The sequence below is a fragment of the Streptomyces sp. NPDC090106 genome, from assembly GCF_044747265.1.
Taxonomy (GTDB): domain Bacteria; phylum Actinomycetota; class Actinomycetes; order Streptomycetales; family Streptomycetaceae; genus Streptomyces.
The window spans coordinates 261,923-277,643 of sequence record NZ_JBIVDS010000008.1; the positions used below are offsets into that span (position 1 = coordinate 261,923).

General features: G+C 74.1%; 16 protein-coding genes, 1 tRNA gene and 1 pseudogene. 10 read left to right on the forward strand and 8 right to left on the reverse strand.

Annotation, left to right across the window (positions count from 1 at the left end):
- Window positions 1-25 precede the first annotated feature (25 nt).
- Entirely contained in the window at window positions 26-643 is a 618-nt protein-coding gene (locus tag ACIPSE_RS26250; RefSeq protein WP_401666611.1) for a GPP34 family phosphoprotein, read from the reverse strand.
- Window positions 644-899: 256 nt separating this feature from the next.
- Here ACIPSE_RS26250 and tdh point away from each other — a divergent pair, with 256 nt between their 5' ends.
- The 8 genes from tdh to ACIPSE_RS26290 all read left to right on the forward strand — a co-directional run bounded on the left by tdh (window position 900) and on the right by ACIPSE_RS26290 (window position 7,193).
- Window positions 900-1,928 (forward strand): L-threonine 3-dehydrogenase, encoded by a 1,029-nt coding sequence (gene tdh / locus ACIPSE_RS26255; protein ID WP_401667258.1) that lies wholly within the window; start codon window positions 900-902, stop codon window positions 1,926-1,928.
- Between the two features lie 61 nt (window positions 1,929-1,989).
- Window positions 1,990-3,189 carry a glycine C-acetyltransferase gene (locus ACIPSE_RS26260; RefSeq protein ID WP_401666614.1) on the forward strand — a complete coding sequence of 400 codons (1,200 nt, stop codon included), beginning with the start codon at window positions 1,990-1,992 and terminating at the stop codon, window positions 3,187-3,189.
- Between the two features lie 43 nt (window positions 3,190-3,232).
- A complete protein-coding gene (locus tag ACIPSE_RS26265; RefSeq protein ID WP_401666616.1) occupies window positions 3,233-4,135 on the forward strand; it encodes a LysR family transcriptional regulator in 903 nt (300 codons plus the stop codon).
- Between the two features lie 61 nt (window positions 4,136-4,196).
- The gene (locus ACIPSE_RS26270; RefSeq protein ID WP_401666618.1) at window positions 4,197-4,787 is read left to right on the forward strand and encodes a helix-turn-helix domain-containing protein; all 591 of its coding nucleotides are present in this window, start codon (window positions 4,197-4,199) and stop codon (window positions 4,785-4,787) included.
- Window positions 4,784-5,314, forward strand: a complete 531-nt coding sequence (locus tag ACIPSE_RS26275) for a GNAT family N-acetyltransferase (RefSeq protein ID WP_401666621.1) — start codon at window positions 4,784-4,786, stop codon at window positions 5,312-5,314. The genes ACIPSE_RS26270 and ACIPSE_RS26275 overlap by 4 nt, the downstream gene beginning before the upstream one ends.
- Window positions 5,315-5,704 (forward strand): MmcQ/YjbR family DNA-binding protein, encoded by a 390-nt coding sequence (locus tag ACIPSE_RS26280; protein WP_401666623.1) that lies wholly within the window; start codon window positions 5,315-5,317, stop codon window positions 5,702-5,704.
- 90 nt (window positions 5,705-5,794) lie between these two features.
- Window positions 5,795-7,057 (forward strand): MFS transporter, encoded by a 1,263-nt coding sequence (locus ACIPSE_RS26285; protein WP_401666626.1) that lies wholly within the window; start codon window positions 5,795-5,797, stop codon window positions 7,055-7,057.
- 62 nt (window positions 7,058-7,119) lie between these two features.
- Window positions 7,120-7,193: transfer RNA gene (locus ACIPSE_RS26290), tRNA-Pro, on the forward strand.
- A gap of 57 nt (window positions 7,194-7,250) precedes the next feature.
- Here ACIPSE_RS26290 and ACIPSE_RS26295 read toward each other — a convergent pair.
- The 3 genes and pseudogenes from ACIPSE_RS26295 to ACIPSE_RS26305 all read right to left on the reverse strand — a co-directional run bounded on the left by ACIPSE_RS26295 (window position 7,251) and on the right by ACIPSE_RS26305 (window position 10,454).
- Entirely contained in the window at window positions 7,251-8,168 is a 918-nt protein-coding gene (locus ACIPSE_RS26295) for a TIGR01777 family oxidoreductase (protein ID WP_401667261.1), read from the reverse strand.
- Between the two features lie 302 nt (window positions 8,169-8,470).
- A pseudogene (locus tag ACIPSE_RS26300) lies at window positions 8,471-9,082 on the reverse strand (GntR family transcriptional regulator); the annotation flags it as partial.
- 217 nt (window positions 9,083-9,299) lie between these two features.
- Window positions 9,300-10,454, reverse strand: coding sequence for a Gfo/Idh/MocA family protein (locus ACIPSE_RS26305; protein ID WP_401667263.1), 1,155 nt, complete (start codon window positions 10,452-10,454; stop codon window positions 9,300-9,302).
- Between the two features lie 152 nt (window positions 10,455-10,606).
- On the opposite strand from ACIPSE_RS26305, the gene ACIPSE_RS26310 reads away from it, so the two are divergent.
- A complete protein-coding gene (locus ACIPSE_RS26310; protein ID WP_401666629.1) occupies window positions 10,607-11,605 on the forward strand; it encodes a LacI family DNA-binding transcriptional regulator in 999 nt (332 codons plus the stop codon).
- Here the strand turns inward: ACIPSE_RS26310 and ACIPSE_RS26315 are convergent.
- Genes ACIPSE_RS26315 through ACIPSE_RS26325 form a run of 3 tightly spaced genes read right to left on the reverse strand, consistent with a single transcriptional unit; the run spans window position 11,602 to window position 14,001 of the window.
- A complete protein-coding gene (locus tag ACIPSE_RS26315; RefSeq protein WP_401666631.1) occupies window positions 11,602-12,054 on the reverse strand; it encodes a MarR family winged helix-turn-helix transcriptional regulator in 453 nt (150 codons plus the stop codon). The genes ACIPSE_RS26310 and ACIPSE_RS26315 overlap by 4 nt on opposite strands.
- Window positions 12,055-12,103: 49 nt before the next feature.
- The gene (locus ACIPSE_RS26320) at window positions 12,104-13,090 is read right to left on the reverse strand and encodes a glycoside hydrolase family 43 protein (RefSeq protein WP_401667265.1); all 987 of its coding nucleotides are present in this window, start codon (window positions 13,088-13,090) and stop codon (window positions 12,104-12,106) included.
- 29 nt (window positions 13,091-13,119) lie between these two features.
- The gene (locus tag ACIPSE_RS26325) at window positions 13,120-14,001 is read right to left on the reverse strand and encodes a LysR family transcriptional regulator (RefSeq protein WP_401666633.1); all 882 of its coding nucleotides are present in this window, start codon (window positions 13,999-14,001) and stop codon (window positions 13,120-13,122) included.
- 69 nt (window positions 14,002-14,070) lie between these two features.
- Here ACIPSE_RS26325 and ACIPSE_RS26330 point away from each other — a divergent pair, with 69 nt between their 5' ends.
- A complete protein-coding gene (locus ACIPSE_RS26330; RefSeq protein ID WP_401666635.1) occupies window positions 14,071-14,961 on the forward strand; it encodes an EamA family transporter in 891 nt (296 codons plus the stop codon).
- 12 nt (window positions 14,962-14,973) lie between these two features.
- On the opposite strand, the gene ACIPSE_RS26335 is transcribed toward ACIPSE_RS26330, so the two are convergent.
- Window positions 14,974-15,705 (reverse strand): TetR/AcrR family transcriptional regulator, encoded by a 732-nt coding sequence (locus tag ACIPSE_RS26335; protein ID WP_401666638.1) that lies wholly within the window; start codon window positions 15,703-15,705, stop codon window positions 14,974-14,976.
- Window positions 15,706-15,721: the final 16 nt, after the last annotated feature.

Genomic DNA, 15,721 nt, shown 5'->3' on the forward strand with positions numbered 1-15,721 from the left:
CAGGCTCCCGGTCCGCGGACCGCCGTCACACGCCGCCGCGCCAGATGTTGTCGAACGCGGCGTTCTCGACGGCCCGCCGCTGCCTGACGCCCTCCAGTTCCATCACCGCGTCGCCGACCGCGGCCAGCACGGCGGTCACGGTGTCGTCGAACTCGTCCTGCCCCTCGGCCGGTTCGCCGGACGGTTCGTCCTGGACGCCCGCCGCGGCGGCCAGCGCCGCCAGCACCGGCTCGCCCGCGGCCCGCCGCTCCTCGGCCCGGCGCCGCTCGGGCGACTCGGCCAGTTCGGTGCGCGCCGTGCGCAGCGGTATCCGGCGGCCCCGCGTCCGGGTCGCCAGCCCTTCCGACTCCAGGGCCTTGGAGTACACCGCGGACAGCCCGTCGCCCCGGCGCCACAGCCAGTCCTCGACCGACTCGTACGGCTCCTGCCGTACGGCCGCGGCGGCGGCCTCCGTCAGCAGATGGTCGTCCGGCACCGGCTGCCCGCCGGGCACCACCCGGTCGCCGTCCACGGCGAGGGCGCCCGCCTCCACCAGGTCGAGCAGCTCGGACCCCGCGAGCGCGAGGGAGAGGTCGCCCTGCTCCACGGACCGGCCGGGCGCCACGTCCAGGGCGACGAGCGCGAGATCACGTGCGGTGTTCATGAGCGGCTCCAGGTCGGACAGGTCCGGCGGACGGGTCGAGCGTCCTCGCCGGTACCAACGGGCAGGTCGACGCGGGTGTTCCCGCTTCCGTGGCGGGCGTCGACACGCGCGTGAAGGTGAGCTGCGGCGCGGCTTAAGAAATCCTCGATGGACCCGGGGCGGTGCCGTACGGCAGATTTCTTCCTGATCCCACCCCTCTTCCCGGACACGGGCGTCTTCGGCGTGCCCGGGAACCGCACCCACAGGAGCCGTGGCGTTGAAGGCGCTGGTCAAGGACAAGGCGGAGCCCGGACTGTGGCTCGTGGACGTGCCGGAGCCGGCCGTCGGCCCCGGTGACGTGCTGATCAAGGTGCTGCGCACCGGTATCTGCGGCACCGACCTGCACATCCGCGCGTGGGACGGCTGGGCGCGGCAGGCGATCCGCACGCCGCTCGTCGTCGGGCACGAGTTCGTCGGCGAGGTCGTGGAGACCGGCCGGGACGTCACCGACATCGCGGCCGGCGACCGGGTGAGCGGTGAGGGCCATCTCGTGTGCGGCAAGTGCCGCAACTGTCTCGCCGGCCGGCGTCATCTGTGCCGCGCCACCGTAGGGCTCGGCGTGGGCCGCGACGGCGCCTTCGCGGAGTACGTCACGCTGCCCGCCGCCAACGTGTGGGTGCACCGCGTCCCCGTGGACCTCGACGTGGCCGCGATCTTCGACCCGTTCGGCAACGCCGTGCACACCGCGCTGTCCTTCCCGCTGGTCGGCGAGGACGTCCTCATCACCGGCGCCGGACCGATCGGCCTGATGGCGGCGGCCGTCGCCCGGCACGCGGGCGCCCGCAACGTCGTCGTCACCGACGTCAGCGAGGAACGCCTCGACCTCGCCCGCAAGATCGGCGTCAGCCTCGCCCTGAACGTCGCCGGGTCCACCATCGCCGACGGACAGCGCTCCCTGGGGCTGCGCGAGGGCTTCGACATCGGCCTGGAGATGTCCGGCAACCCCACCGCGATGCGCGACATGATCGCCAACATGACCCACGGCGGCCGGATCGCCATGCTGGGCCTGCCGTCCCAGGAGTTCCCCGTCGACTGGGCGCGGATCGTCACCTCGATGATCACCATCAAGGGCATCTACGGCCGTGAGATGTTCGAGACGTGGTACGCGATGTCGGTCCTCCTGGAGGCGGGTCTCGACCTCGCCCCCGTGATCACCGGCCGCTACGGCTACCGCGACCACGAGGCGGCCTTCGCCGACGCCGCGAGCGGCAAGGGCGGCAAGGTCATCCTCGACTGGACCGCGTGACCCCGCCCGGCACCTCGCACCTCGTACCTCCTCCCCGGCGACAGCACCTCAGGAGCCCCTCATGTTCGACTCCGTCCGCGACGATCTGCGCACCACCCTCGACGAGATCCGCGCCGCCGGTCTGCACAAGCCCGAGCGCGTGATCGACACCCCGCAGTCCGCGACCGTCCGCGTCTCCGCGGGCGGCCGGCCCGGCGAGGTCCTCAACTTCTGCGCCAACAACTACCTCGGCCTCGCCGACCACCCCGAGGTGGTCGCCGCCGCCCACGAGGCCCTCGACCGGTGGGGCTACGGCATGGCGTCCGTGCGCTTCATCTGCGGCACGCAGGAGGTCCACAAGGAGCTGGAGGCGCGGCTGTCGGCGTTCCTCGGCCAGGAGGACACGATCCTGTACTCCTCCTGCTTCGACGCCAACGGCGGTGTCTTCGAGACCCTGCTCGGCCCCGAGGACGCGGTGATCTCCGACGCCCTGAACCACGCGTCGATCATCGACGGCATCCGTCTGTCCAAGGCCCGCCGTCTGCGCTACGCCAACCGTGACATGGCCGACCTGGAACAGCGGCTGAAGGAGGCGGCCGAGGGCGGCGCGCGGCGCACGCTGATCGTCACCGACGGCGTCTTCTCCATGGACGGCTATGTGGCGCCGCTCGCGGACGTCTGCGACCTCGCCGACCGCTACGGCGCGATGGTCATGGTCGACGACTCGCACGCCGTCGGCTTCGTCGGCCCCGGCGGACGCGGCACCCCCGAGCTGCACGGCGTCATGGACCGCGTCGACATCGTCACCGGCACCCTCGGCAAGGCGCTCGGCGGGGCGTCCGGCGGCTATGTCGCGGCCCGCGCGGAGATCGTCGCCCTGCTGCGTCAGCGCTCGCGCCCGTACCTGTTCTCCAACACGCTCGCGCCGGTGATCGCCGCCGCCTCCCTGAAGGTCCTCGACCTGCTGGAGGCGGCCGACGACCTGCGGGTCCGGCTGAACGAGAACACCGCCCTGTTCCGCCGCCGGATGACCGAGGAGGGCTTCGAGATCCTCCCCGGCGACCACGCGATCGCCCCCGTGATGATCGGCGACGCCGCGAAGGCCGGACGCCTCGCGGAACTGCTCCTGGAGCGCGGCGTGTACGTGATCGGCTTCTCGTACCCGGTGGTCCCGCAGGGGCAGGCCCGCATCCGGGTCCAGCTCTCCGCCGGGCACTCCACCGAGGACGTGAACCGGGCCGTGGACGCGTTCGTCGCGGCGCGGGCCGAGCTGGAGGGCTGAGCCGGATCCGGAGCACACGGGGGCATTTGAGACAATCGGTCTCATGATCGAAGCGCGGCGGCTCCACATCCTCCGTGCGGTGGCCGACCACCGTACGGTGACCGCGGCTGCCGCCGCGCTCTACCTCACCCCCTCCGCGGTCTCCCAGCAGCTCACCGCCCTGGAGCAGGAGACCGGGCACCGTCTGGTCGAGCGCGGCGCGAAGGGCGTACGGCTGACCCCGGCGGGGGAGATCCTGCTCGCCCACACCAACGCGGTCCTCGCCCAACTGGAGCGGGCCGAGGCCGAACTCGCCGCCTACGGCTCGGGCGAGGCGGGCACCGTCACCGTCGCCTCCTTCGCGACCGGCATCGCCCAGGTCGTCGCCCCCGCCGTGGCGCGCCTCGCCGCCACCTCGCCCGGCATCCGCATCCGCGTCCAGGACGCCGAGGGCGACGCCAGCCTGCCGATGGTCCTGGACCGGCAGGTGGACGTGGCCGTCGCCGTCGAGTACCGGGGCGCCCCGGCCGCCGACGACCCGCGGCTGACCCATGTCCCGCTGTACGCCGAGCCGTTCGACGCCGTCGTGCCCGTGACCCACCGGCTGGCCGACGCCGCCGAGGTCCCGCTGGCCGAGCTGGCCAAGGACCCCTGGATCGGCCCCTATCCCGGCAACCCCTGTCACGACGTGGTCGTCCTCGCCTGCGAGAGCGCGGGCTTCGACCCCCGCCTCGAACACTCCTCGGACGACTTCCGTGCCGTCGTCGCCCTCGCCTCGGCGGGCGTCGGCGTCGCCCTCGTCCCCCGCTCGGCGCTGCGCGGCATGGACCTCACGGGCGTCGTCGTCCACCCCGTCGACGGCGTCGCCCCCACCCGCCGCGTCTTCGCCGCGGTCCGCCGGGGCGCGGAGGACCATCCACTGATCCGGACGGTGCTGGAGGCGCTGGGGGAGGCGGCGGGGGTGTAGGACCGCGGGCCGGGAGCGGTCGTCAACCCGCCTGTTTCATATCTGGGATATCGTCCCTGATATGAAACAGGCAGAACAGGGCGCCGAAGTCCGCCCCGACCCCGTCGACGCGCGGCTCGGCGCGCGGCTGGCCGAGCTGCGGGGTGAGCGGGGCTGGTCGCTGGGGGAGCTGGCGGAGCGCAGCGGGGTCAGCCGGTCGACGCTGTCACGTGCCGAGAGAGCCGAGATCAGTCCGACCGCCTCCCTGCTCAACCGGCTGTGCGGGGTGTACGGGCGGACCATGTCCCAGCTCCTCAGCGAGGTCGAGACCGAGCCCGCGCTGCTGGTGCGCGCGGGCGAGCAGACGGTGTGGGAGGACCGGGCCTCCGGGTTCGTCCGGCGCTCGGTGTCGCCGCCGCACCCCGGACTCCGGGGCGAACTGGTCGAGGGCACCCTCGCGCCCGGTACGGACATCGCCTACGACCGGCCGCCCGTGCCCGGCCTCGAACAGCACATCTGGGTGCTCGACGGAGCCCTCGACGTCACCGAGCGCGAGATCGGTCACCGGCTCGGCGTCGGCGACTGCCTGCGCATGCGGGTGTGGGGCCCCACGCGCTTCCGGTGCGCCGGGGACACGCCCGCGCGGTACGTCCTCGCGGTGGTGCTGCCGTGAACGTCATCCGCCTCGACGCCGGACAACTGACCCGCCGGATCGTGGAGTTGGCCGATCTGCTCGTCGACACCGTGGGCGGCGGCGCCTCCATCGGGTTCCTCGCCCCGCTCGACCGCGCCACGGCCGCCGCCTGGTGGGAGGGGCGCGTCACGGACGTGGCCGCGGGCTCCCTGGCCGTGTGGGTGGCCGAGGACGGGGAGGGACGGATCCTCGGGACCGTCGGTCTGGCCTTCCCCGACAAGCCCAACAGCCGCCACCGCGCCGAACTGGTCAAGCTGATGGTGCACCGGGACGCCCGCGGGCACGGCCTCGGCCGCACCCTGCTGGGCACCGCCGAGGAAGCCGCCGCCGAGACCGGGGTGACCCTGCTCCACCTCGACACCGAGACCGGCAGCCCCGCCGAACACCTCTACGGCCGTGCGGGCTGGACCAGGGTCGGCGTCATCCCCGACTACGCGGCCGACCCCGGCGGCGTCCTGCGCGGGACGACCCTCTACTACAAGAGGCCCACCGCTCCCACCAGGTGAATGTCAGTGGCAGCGGCTACGGTGCGGTGCATGCCGGATGCCGAAGACGTACGCCGTATCGCCCTGTCCCTGCCGGACACCTCCGAGAAGGTCGCCTGGAGCATGCCCACCTTCCGGGTCGCGGGCAAGATGTTCGCCACGCTCCCCGAGGACGAGACGTCGATCGCGGTGCGCTGCCCCAAGGAGGAGCGGGACGAACTCGTGCTCGCCGAACCGGAGAAGTTCTGGATCGCCGAGCACGAGGCGCAGTTCGCGTGGGTGCGGGCCCGCCTCGCCGCCGTCGAGGACGAGGACGAACTGCGGGACATCCTCGCCGACTCCTGGCGCCAGGCCGCCCCGCCCCGGCTGCTCGACAGCCACCCCGGGCTGGGGCGTCCGGCCGACGCCTGAAAATCCCCCGGGCGCCACCGGCTGGCCGTGGCATGATCCGCACAGGCGGGCGCGGGGAGAGCGGGCCACCGGGGCGCGGAGGGGTACGGCATGGCGGCGCGTGGCGTCTGGTCGCGGGACTTCGCCCTGTTCTTCGTCGCCCGGGCCGTCGCCGCCCTCGGCCACACCATGCTCCCCGTCGCCCTCGCCACGGGCCTGCTCCAGCACGGGTACGGCGCCGGTGCCGTCGGCCTCGCGATGGCCTCGACCACCGCCGCCTTCGCCGGGTTCGTCGTCTTCGGCGGGGTGGTCGCCGACCGCTTCGACACGCGCCGGCTGATGATCGGCGCCGACCTGGTCCGGCTCGGCACCCAGGCCCTGGCCGCCGCCCTCTTCTTCTCCGGGCATGTCGTGCTCTGGGAGGTCTGTGCGATCGGGTTCGTCAACGGCCTCGCCGGTGCGCTGTTCCAGCCCGGCGTGGCCAGCACCGTCCCCCGCCTGGCCACCGACATCCAGGGCGCCAACGGCGCGATCCGCATCGCCGAGGCCGCCGCCCAGCTCGCCGGGCCGGCGGTCGCGGGCGTGCTCGTCGGGTTCACCTCGGCCGGCGGGGTCTTCACCGCCGACGCCGCCACCTACGCGGTGAGCGCCCTGTGCCTGATCCTGCTCAGGCTGCCCCCGCGCCCCCTCGACGACAGCGTCCCGCCCCGGCGCACCGCCGGCTTCCGGGCCGATCTCGTCCAGGGCTGGCGCGAGTTCAGCTCCCGGACCTGGCTCTGGGGTGTGATCGCCGTCTGGGGCCTGTACATGATCGCCGTGTCCGGGCCGACCGTCCCGCTCGTCGCCACCGAGGTCGTCCAGGAGCACGGCCCGCGCGCCTACGGCCTGGTCAACTCCGCCCTCGGTGCCGGAACCGTCGTCGGCGGACTCCTCGCCCTGCGGCTGCGCCCCCGGCGGATGCTGCGCGCCGGGTCCCTCGCCCTGGTCGGCTTCGGGGCGTTCCCCGCGGCCGTCGGCGCCGGGTTCGGGCTGCCCGTGATGGCCGCCGGAGCCGCCGTCGCCGGAGCGGGCATGTCCTTCTGGAGCGTGATGTGGACGACCAGCATCCAGACCCAGGTCCCGCCCGACGCCCTCAACCGCATCCACGCCTACGACGTCGCCGGTTCCCTCGCCCTGATGCCCGTCGGCCAGGCCCTCGCCGGACCCTCCGCCGCGGCCCTCGGCGCCGACCGGGTGCTCCTGGTGGCCGGGGCGATGAGCCTCGTCGTCTGCGCCGTGCTGCTCTCCGTGCCCGCCATCCGCGACCTGGTCCGCGCGGACGCCCCGGCACCGGCACGGGGCCCGGTGCCCGGGAAACGGGTGCGCGACCACTGACCCGAGTGCGGTATTGTTTCCCTGCACGTTGGCCCAGGGGAAACCCCAGGTCAGACAGGCACCGGGACGTGGCGCAGCTTGGTAGCGCACTTGACTGGGGGTCAAGGGGTCGCAGGTTCAAATCCTGTCGTCCCGACGGTGTTCATCAGCGGGTCCGCCGATCACGGCGGGCCCGCTGATCTGTGTGCGCCGGTCAGGCGGGTGTCTTCAGCACGGAGTCGAGCGCCGCGTCGATCGTCGGGTGCGCGAACTCGAAGCCGGCCGCGAGCAGGGCGTTCGGCACGGCCCTGCAACTACAGGTGACGGTCTCCGCGAACTCGCCGAGGGCGGCGCGCAGCGCGAAGGCGGGGACCGCCGCGGGCGTCGGACGGTGCAGCGCCCGGCCGACGGCCCGGGTGACGGCGGCGTTGGTGACGGGCTCAGGGGCGGTGAAGTTGGCCGGACCGGAGAGCCCTTCGTGCTCGATGGCGAAGCGCAGGGCCGCGATGTGGTCGGTGAGCGAGATGAACGGCCAGTACTGCTCGCCCGAGCCCAGCCGGCCGCCGAGACCGAACCGGGCCGGCGGGAGCAGCTTGCCGAAGGCGCCGCCCTTGGCCGACACGACCAGCCCGGTGCGCGGGTGCACGACCCGCACCCCCGCCTCCCGGGCCGGGTCCGCGGAGGCCTCCCAGTCGGCGCAGACCCCGGCCAGGAAGTCGTCGCCCACGGGCGCGTCCTCCCCGATCACCCGGTCGCCCGTGTCGCCGTAGTAGCCGGTCGCCGAGGCGGAGACCAGGACGCGGGGCGGGGCGGCCGACTCGGCGACGGCCCGTGCGACGGTCGTCGTGCCCTTGACCCGGCTGTCGCGGACGAGCCGCTTGTACGCCTCGGTCCAGCGCTTGTCCCCGATCCCGGCGCCCGCCAGGTGCACGACCGCGTCCGCTCCGTCGAGCGCGCCGGGCGTGATCCGTCCCGCGTCCGGGTCCCACACCGCCGACTCGCTGCCGTCGCCGTGCGGCGCGGACGCCGACCGCTCACGGACCAGACGCAGCACCTGATGGCCGTCGTCGAGGAGCGAACGGGTGAGGGCGGAACCGATGAGTCCGGTGGAACCGGTGATCGCGACGCGCATGGCGTCCTCCCAGGTGGGGCTGGACAAGCTGGCGATGATTCAAATTTGAACCCATCGTACTCCGGTGCTCCGGACGCCGGCCGGTGACGGGCCGTGCGACCTCGGTCATCCATGATCCCCGGCGAGCGCCGAGCACGGCGGCGAGCGGCGAACCGGGCTCGACGCGGCAGCCGTCGCCCCGCACCATCCGGTGCGCCCGGAGGATGTGGTCCCGGGTCGCCGCCACCGCCTCGGGGTCCCGGCGCTCGCAGGCCGCGAGGCTGGCCGCGTGATGCTTCCTCGGCCGGGCTCTCGCGCAGGTCGAAGTGCATCCGCACCCGCTCCGCCTGCCCGGCGAGGCTCTCGATCTCCCGCAGCAGCACCGGGGACTGCGCCCGCCGGTGCAGCGCCCTGTGGAAGCGGCGGTGGAGCTCGTTGAACTCCCGCTGCGGATGCTCCCCGGCGAGCGCCGGGCCCGACCGCTCGTGCGCCGCCCCCACCTCGGCCAGATCCTCCTCGCGCAGCCGCGGTACGGCGATCCGCGCGGCCTGCGTCTCCAGGTGGATGCGGAGCGCCGTCACCTCCTCGGCGAGCTCCAGGTCCGGCCCGGCGACGACCACGCCCCGGTGGGGGAGGCGCTGCACCGGCCCGGCGCTGTCCAGCTGGAGGATGGCCTCCCGGACCGGGGTCCTGCTCAGGCCCAGGCTCGCGGCGATCTCGGTGGGGTCCCTCGGTCCCCGGGAGCCGGTTCGCCGGACACGACGCGCTCCTGGAACCGGATGCGGGCAGCCCGCCGGACGCCGTCCATCGCGCGCAGCGTCACCAGCGAGTCCTCCAGTGTCCGCAGCGGTGACCGGAGCCGCCCCGCACCGCGCGACCTCCGCCGCCTCGAAGTGCAGGGCGGCGTGGCCGGTTGCGGGCCCGGTGTACGTCAGGGCCGGTCCGCCGCCCGAGGGAGATCAGCCCGCCGTCCGAGGCCCGCTCGGCCGAGACGACCTGCGGGCACTGCTCGGCCGTCGGCGCCGGTGGCTGCTCGCACAGCACGGGATGTTCGCAACCGCCGCTAAGACGGCGCCGGAGACCTGGCCGTGCAGGATGCGGGCGTGCTCGGCGCCCATGGCCCCGGCGCCGATCACCCGACCCGTATCGCGCTCACCCGAGGTCCACCCACGTCCGCCGCTCGGCGGAGCGGGACATGGCGTCCAGTGCCGTCGCGCTCGCCACCGCGTCGTCGAGGGTCGCTCCGTAGGGGGTGTTCTCGGCGACGGAGCGCAGGAACCGGTACGCCTCGACGACCTTCAGGTCGTCGTAGCCCATGGTGTTGGCCGCGCCCGGCTGGAAGGCGCCGAACTCGCCCGCGCCCGGGCCGACGTACACGGTGCTGACCGGCTGGTCCTGGTAGGTGGTGCCCTGGCTGACGGCCAGTTCGCCCATGCGGCGGTAGTCCCAGAAGACGGCGCCGGTGGTGCCGTGGATCTCGAAGCCGTAGTTGTTCTGCTCGGCGACCGAGACCCGGCAGGCCTCCAGGACCCCCCGGGCGCCGGAGGCGAAGCGCAGCAGGCAGCTCACGTAGTCGTCGTTCTCGACCGGGCCCGGTTCGCCGCCCGTCGCACGGGTGTGCCCGGCGGTGGCGCCGCCGGGGCGGGCCCGCTCGGGCACGAAGACCGCGGTGTCGGCGCACAGCGACTCGATCTCGCCGAGCAGATGGCGGGCGAGGTCGACGCCGTGCGAGGCCAGGTCGCCGAGGACGCCGCTGCCGCCGCGCTCCTTCTCGTACCGCCAGGTCAGCGCGCCCTCGGGGTGGGCGGCGTAGTCGCTGAGCAGCCGCACCCGGACATGGGTGACCCGGCCGATCCCGCCGGAGGCGATCAGCTCGCGCGCGGCCTCCACGGCGGGCGCGTTGCGGTAGTTGAAGCCGACGGCGCCCTGGACCCCGGCCGCGGCGACCGCGTCACGGACCGCCCGGGCGTCGTCGGCGGTGAGCCCGACCGGCTTCTCGATCCAGATGTGCTTCCCGGCCTCGGCCATGGCCACGCCGATCTCCCGGTGCAGGAAGTTCGGGGCGGTGATGCTCACGGCCCGCACCCGCGGATCGGCGGCCACCTCGCGCCAGTCGCGGACCGCGGACGCGAAGCCGTACTGCTCCGCCGCCTCCTCGGCCCGTCCGGGCACCTCGTCGGCGACCGTCACCGGGTCCGGTCGCAGGGGGAGGCCGGGGAAGTGGTGCGGGAGACGGGCGTAGGCCTGCGCGTGCACCCGTCCCATCCAGCCGAAACCCACCACGGCGATGCCGAGCCTGTTCACGATGACTGCCCTTCCCGCGCTGCTGACTGGGGACCGCGGACCGTGGAACGCCACTCTTTGGACCGTTCCAAAGCCTCGACGGCTCACGATGGGTCGGTTTCCGGCAGGTGTCAAGGCCTTTACAACGAGAGGCGCTCCATGGAACGGTCCATGTCATGAGGACCCCGACCATCCGTGACGTCGCCGAGCGGGCCGGTGTGTCCAAGTCCCTGGTCTCGCTGGTGCTGCGGGGTTCCGAGGGGGTGCGCCCCGAGAAGCGCGCGGCCGTGCTCGCCGCCGTCGAGGAGCTCGGCTACCGGCCCAACGCGGCGGCCCGGAGCCTGAGCGAACGCCGCACCCGCACGGTCGGCGTGCTGCTGAACGACCTGCGCAACCCCTGGTTCGTGGAACTCCTCGACGGACTCAACTCCCGCCTGTACGACAGCGGGCTGCGCATGCTGCTCGCCGACGGCCGGCTCAACCGGCGGCTCGGCGAGGACCTCACCCGCGCCTTCACCGATCTGCGCGTGGACGGCCTCATCGCGGTCGGCACCCTCCAGGACCCCGAGGCGCTGCGTGCCGCGGCCGGACGCGTCCCGACCGTCGTCGCGGGCGCCCGGGAGCCCGAGCTGCCCGGGGTGGACGTCGTCGCCAACGACGACGAGCACGGCGCCCGGCTGGCCACCGAGCATCTCATCGGCCTCGGCCACCGGCACATCGCGCACATCACCGGGCCCGGCGCGGTGGGGGAGCTGCGGCGGCGCAGCTTCGAGGCGGTCATGCGGGAGCACGGACTGGCGGGGGAGGCGGTCACCGAGCAGGGCGACCTGACCGAGGAGGGCGGCTACCGGGCCACCGTGCGGCTGCTGAGCCGTCCCCGGCGGCCCACCGCGGTCTTCGCGGTCAACGACATGACCTGTGTCGGCGCCCTGTCCGCCGCCGAGGAGAGCGGCCTCACGGTGCCCCGGGACCTCTCCCTCGTGGGCTACGACAACACGTACCTCGCCCGGCTGCGCCACCTGTGGCTGACCACCGTCGACAACGCCAGCCACGACGTGGGCCGCCGCGCCGCCCAGCACCTCCTCGACCGTATCGAGACCCCGGACCGTCCCCGCGCCGTCGACCTCGCCCTGCCGGCCCTGGAGGTGCGCGGCAGCACGGCACCGCCCGCCTAGCCGGTCCGCATCCGGTCGTTGACCGCTTCCAGGCCGTCCGCGAGGGACGTCAGCTGCTCCGGGGTGAGCACATCGATGAGGAGCTCGCGGACCAGGCCGACATGGCCGGGGGCGGCCTCCTCCAGTGTGCGGCGTCCGGCGTCGGTGAGGACGGCGAACACCGCGCGGGTGTCCGAGGGGCAGTGCCGGCGGCCCACCAGGCCGGCCTTCTCCAACTGGCCGATCTGGTACGTCAGTCCGCTCCTGGTGTTCAGCAGCGCGTCCGCCAGTGTGCTCATCCGCATCTCACCGCCGGGCGCCCCGCCGAGCCGCACGAGGATCTCGTACTGGAGGTGCGTGATCCCCGCGTCCTCCTTGAGCTGCTGGTCCAGCCGCCGGTCCAGGCGCGCGCCGGCGGCGAGGAAGGCGCGCCAGGCTCGCTGCTCTTCGGGGTTCAGCCAGCGGGTCATCCCTCCACGGTACCCACGGGTCGTTCACATGTGACAGCGGATGAGGCGCTCAGCCGCCGCCGTCGAGGTCGTCGCGCCGGCGCAGTATCCGCAGCTCGTCACCGTCCAGCCCCATCTCGTACAGCTTGCCGCGCGCGTTCTCGAACGGCCGGTGCAGGACCAGCATCAGCGTCCCGTCGAAGGTGTGGAACAGCATCCCGTGCCCGCTGTCCTCCCGCACCAGCGGCCGGCGCTGCTCCCACGGCCCCTGGAGCTCACCGGACCGGGAGACCGCGTAGGTCTGCACATAGCCGCCGGTGATGTTCCCGTCCGGGCCGACGGTGTCCTTCTCGTACGTCGACCACAGCATGAGCAGCGAGCCGTTCGGCGCCCGGTGGAGCTGGGGTCCGTCGGTGATGTACGGCGGGAGCTGCGCGGGAACGCCCGCCGGGATCCGCTCGCCCAGCCAGCCCGCGTCCGAGCCCTTGAACAGGAAGACCGGGTCGCCGATGGTCCCGGTCAGGTCCGGGGCGAGGCGGATCGCCTCCATGGTGCCGTCGACCGTCTGGAGCCACTCGTGGGCGTACACCATCCACGGCTGCCCCGACGGGTCGACGTACAGGGTGCCGTCGAGCGTCATGAGCCGCGCGGGCGGGGTGGGCCCGGACGGGTCGACGACCGTGAACGGGCCCGTCAGGGAGTCCGACACGGCGGTGACGGTGCCGCGCGCGTGGTTGGGGAGCTGGAACGGCGTGCCCCACCGGCCGGCCGGCGGCACCGGCAGAGGGCTGTTCTCGTCGTGCAGCGTGGTGAACAGGTAGTACCGGTCACGCCACTTGTGCACCTCGGGCGCCCAACAGCCCTCCGTGGCCCACAGGTTCTCCTGCGCGTCCGTGCGGAACACGACGTCGGGGCGGGTCCAGTCCCGCAGGTCCCGGCTCCGGTAGACCATCGTGCCGACGCCGGAAACCCCCGACACGGACGGCTCGTTGGCGGTGTAGAGGTGATAGGTGCCGGTCGTCGCGTCGGCGACCACGAACGGGTCGTGCAGCGGCATGCCGGGCAGCCGCAGGGGTGCGTTCTCGATCACGGCGGAAGGATACGCGGCGGTGTCCCGGCGCCCACCACGTCGTGCGCCAGCGCCACCAGGTCCGGGATCGCCGGATGCCCCTTCCCCTCGCGCCAGGCCAGCACCACCGGCACCGGCGGCGCGTCCGCCAGCGGCCGGTAGACCAGCGAGGGGTGGGCGTGGCTGCCGGGCGTGGCCGTCGTGGAGATGCCGACGGCCCGGCCCGCCGCGATGGCCATCAGCCATTCGTCGGTGTTGGTCACCTCGATGCTCGCGCCCGGCCGCGCCGACACCGGCCACAGGTCCATGGTCGTCGTGCCCGCGACCGTGTTCAGGGCGATCGGGTACGGCGTGAGGTCCGCCAGCGTGACCCGGTCCAGTGCGGCCAGCGGACTGTCCGACGGCAGGACCACCACCCGCTCCTCCCAGGTCAGCAGTTCGGTGCGGAGCCCCGGCGCGGTCACCGCCCCGCGCAGCAGCGCCGCGTCCACCGCGCCCCGGGTCAGGCCGGCCGTGCGGTCGTCGACGCGGAGCAGTTCGAGGCGGGTGCCGGGGTGCGTCTCGTCCCAGCGGCGCAGCAGCGCGACCGTGTGATCGCCGAGCGCCGCCCACGGATGCCCGAGCCGCAGCGGCCAGCTGCGCAGCCCGCCCGGGTCGAGGGCGGCGTCCACGGCGGAGAGCGCGGCGGCGGCCTTGTCGCGGAACACCCGGCCGTCGGCGGTCAGCTCCAGATGGTGCGTCGACCGGTCGGCCAGCCGTGCGCCGAGGTGGTCCTCCAGCTGTCGCAGCGTGCGCGACAGCGCGGGCTGGCTCATGTGCAGCCGGGCGGCGGCACGGGTGATGGTGCCCTCCTCGGCGATGACGAGGAAGGCCCGCAGATGACGCAGCTCGACGGTCATGTCCGCAGAGCATAACCGCAGGGAAAACGGCATTTCACGGCGAGCGTCCGGCTCCCTACCGTGGACGGCATGACTTCCCCGGTACGCACGGCGACCGTCGACGCCCCGCTCACCTCGCGCGCCCCGGACGGGCCCGGCTCGCTCGGCGGTGTCGGCCTGGTCCTGGCCGGCATGGTGTCCGTGCAGTTCGGCTCGGCGAGCGCCGCGCTGCTCTTCCCCCGGGCCGGAGCGCTCGGCACGGTCGCGGTGCGCGTCGCGTTCGCCGCACTGCTGCTGCTCGCCGTGGCCCGGCCCCGGCTGCGAGGGCACTCCCGCGCCGACTGGACGGTCGTCGTCGGCTTCGGCCTCGCCCTCGGCGGTATGAACCTGCTCTTCTACCAGGCCATCGCCCGCATCCCGCTGGGCGCGGCCGTCACCCTCGAGGTCCTCGGCCCGCTCCTGCTGTCCGTCCTCGTCGACCGCCGTGCCGCCGGGCTGCTGTGGGCCGCGCTCGCGCTCGCCGGGGTCGGTCTGCTCGGCGGTGGCGGCTTCGGCGGTCTCGACCCGGTGGGAGCCGCCTGCGCGGTCGGCGCCGGGGCCCTGTGGGCGGCGTACATCGTCCTCAACGCCCGCGCGGGCGCCCGGTTCCCCCGCCTGGACGGACTGGCCATCGCGCTGTGCGTCGCCGCCCTCGTCAGTCTCCCGCTCGGTGTCGCCTCGGCGGGCGGCGCGCTCCTGGAACCCGGGGTGCTGGGCCTCGGCCTGGCCATCGCGGTGCTCAGCTCCGGGGTGCCGTACACCCTCGAACTCCTCGCCCTGCGCCGGCTGTCCGCGGCCACCTTCGCCGTCCTCACGAGCCTCGCCCCGGCGGTCGCGGCCCTCGCCGGGTACCTGGTCCTGGGGCAGGGCATGACGGCCGCGCAGTGCGGGGCGGTGGCGCTGGTGGTCGCGGCGAGCGTGGGGGCGGTCAGGTCGGCCTGAGCGGCGACCGGTTCAGCGGCCCGCGGTGAACCGGTCGAGCAGCGCGTCCAGTCCCGCCGCCAGCCCGTCGGCCCCGCCCCGTTCCGCCAGGGACGGGGCCGCGGCGCGCAGCCGGGGGAGTTCCTGGGCCGGCATGTGGTGCAGGCCGAGCCGGAAGGCGGGGTCGGGCTCGTCGGGGCTGTCGACCATGGCCTGGAGCTCCACCGAGACATAGCCGAGCACCCAGGCCGTGAAGGCGCGGAACACGGCGGCGGAGCGGTCCGCGTCCAGCCCGGCCTCCTGGAGCAGGGCGATCACGCGCTCGTGGTGGCGCAGTGTCGCGAGCGGGCGGCGGGCCAGCGGCACGGCCAGCATGCGGGTGGACAGCAGCGGCACGACCTGGGGGTGGGTGAGGCACACCGCGTACGTCTCCCGCGCGATCCGCTCCAGCTCGGCCCGCCGGTCCGCCCGGGGCGGCGCGGCGGCCAACCGTTCCTCCAGCTCCAGATGGAGTGCCTCCACCAGCCCGTCCAGCAGGGCGTCCTTGCTCGCCGCGTACCGGTACAGGGCCATCGCCTCGACGCCCAGTTCGGCACCGAGGCGGCGCATGCTCAGCGCGGACAGGCCGTCCCGGTCGACCAGGTCGAGGGCGCTCGCCAGGACGCGCTCGCGGCTGAGCCGGCCGTAGCGGCCCCGGTCGCCCGCGCGCCGCGCCGGAGCGGGATCGTCGTCCGCCCCGTCCGCCTTCGACCGCTCCTTGGTCATGCCCGCCTCCAGACGG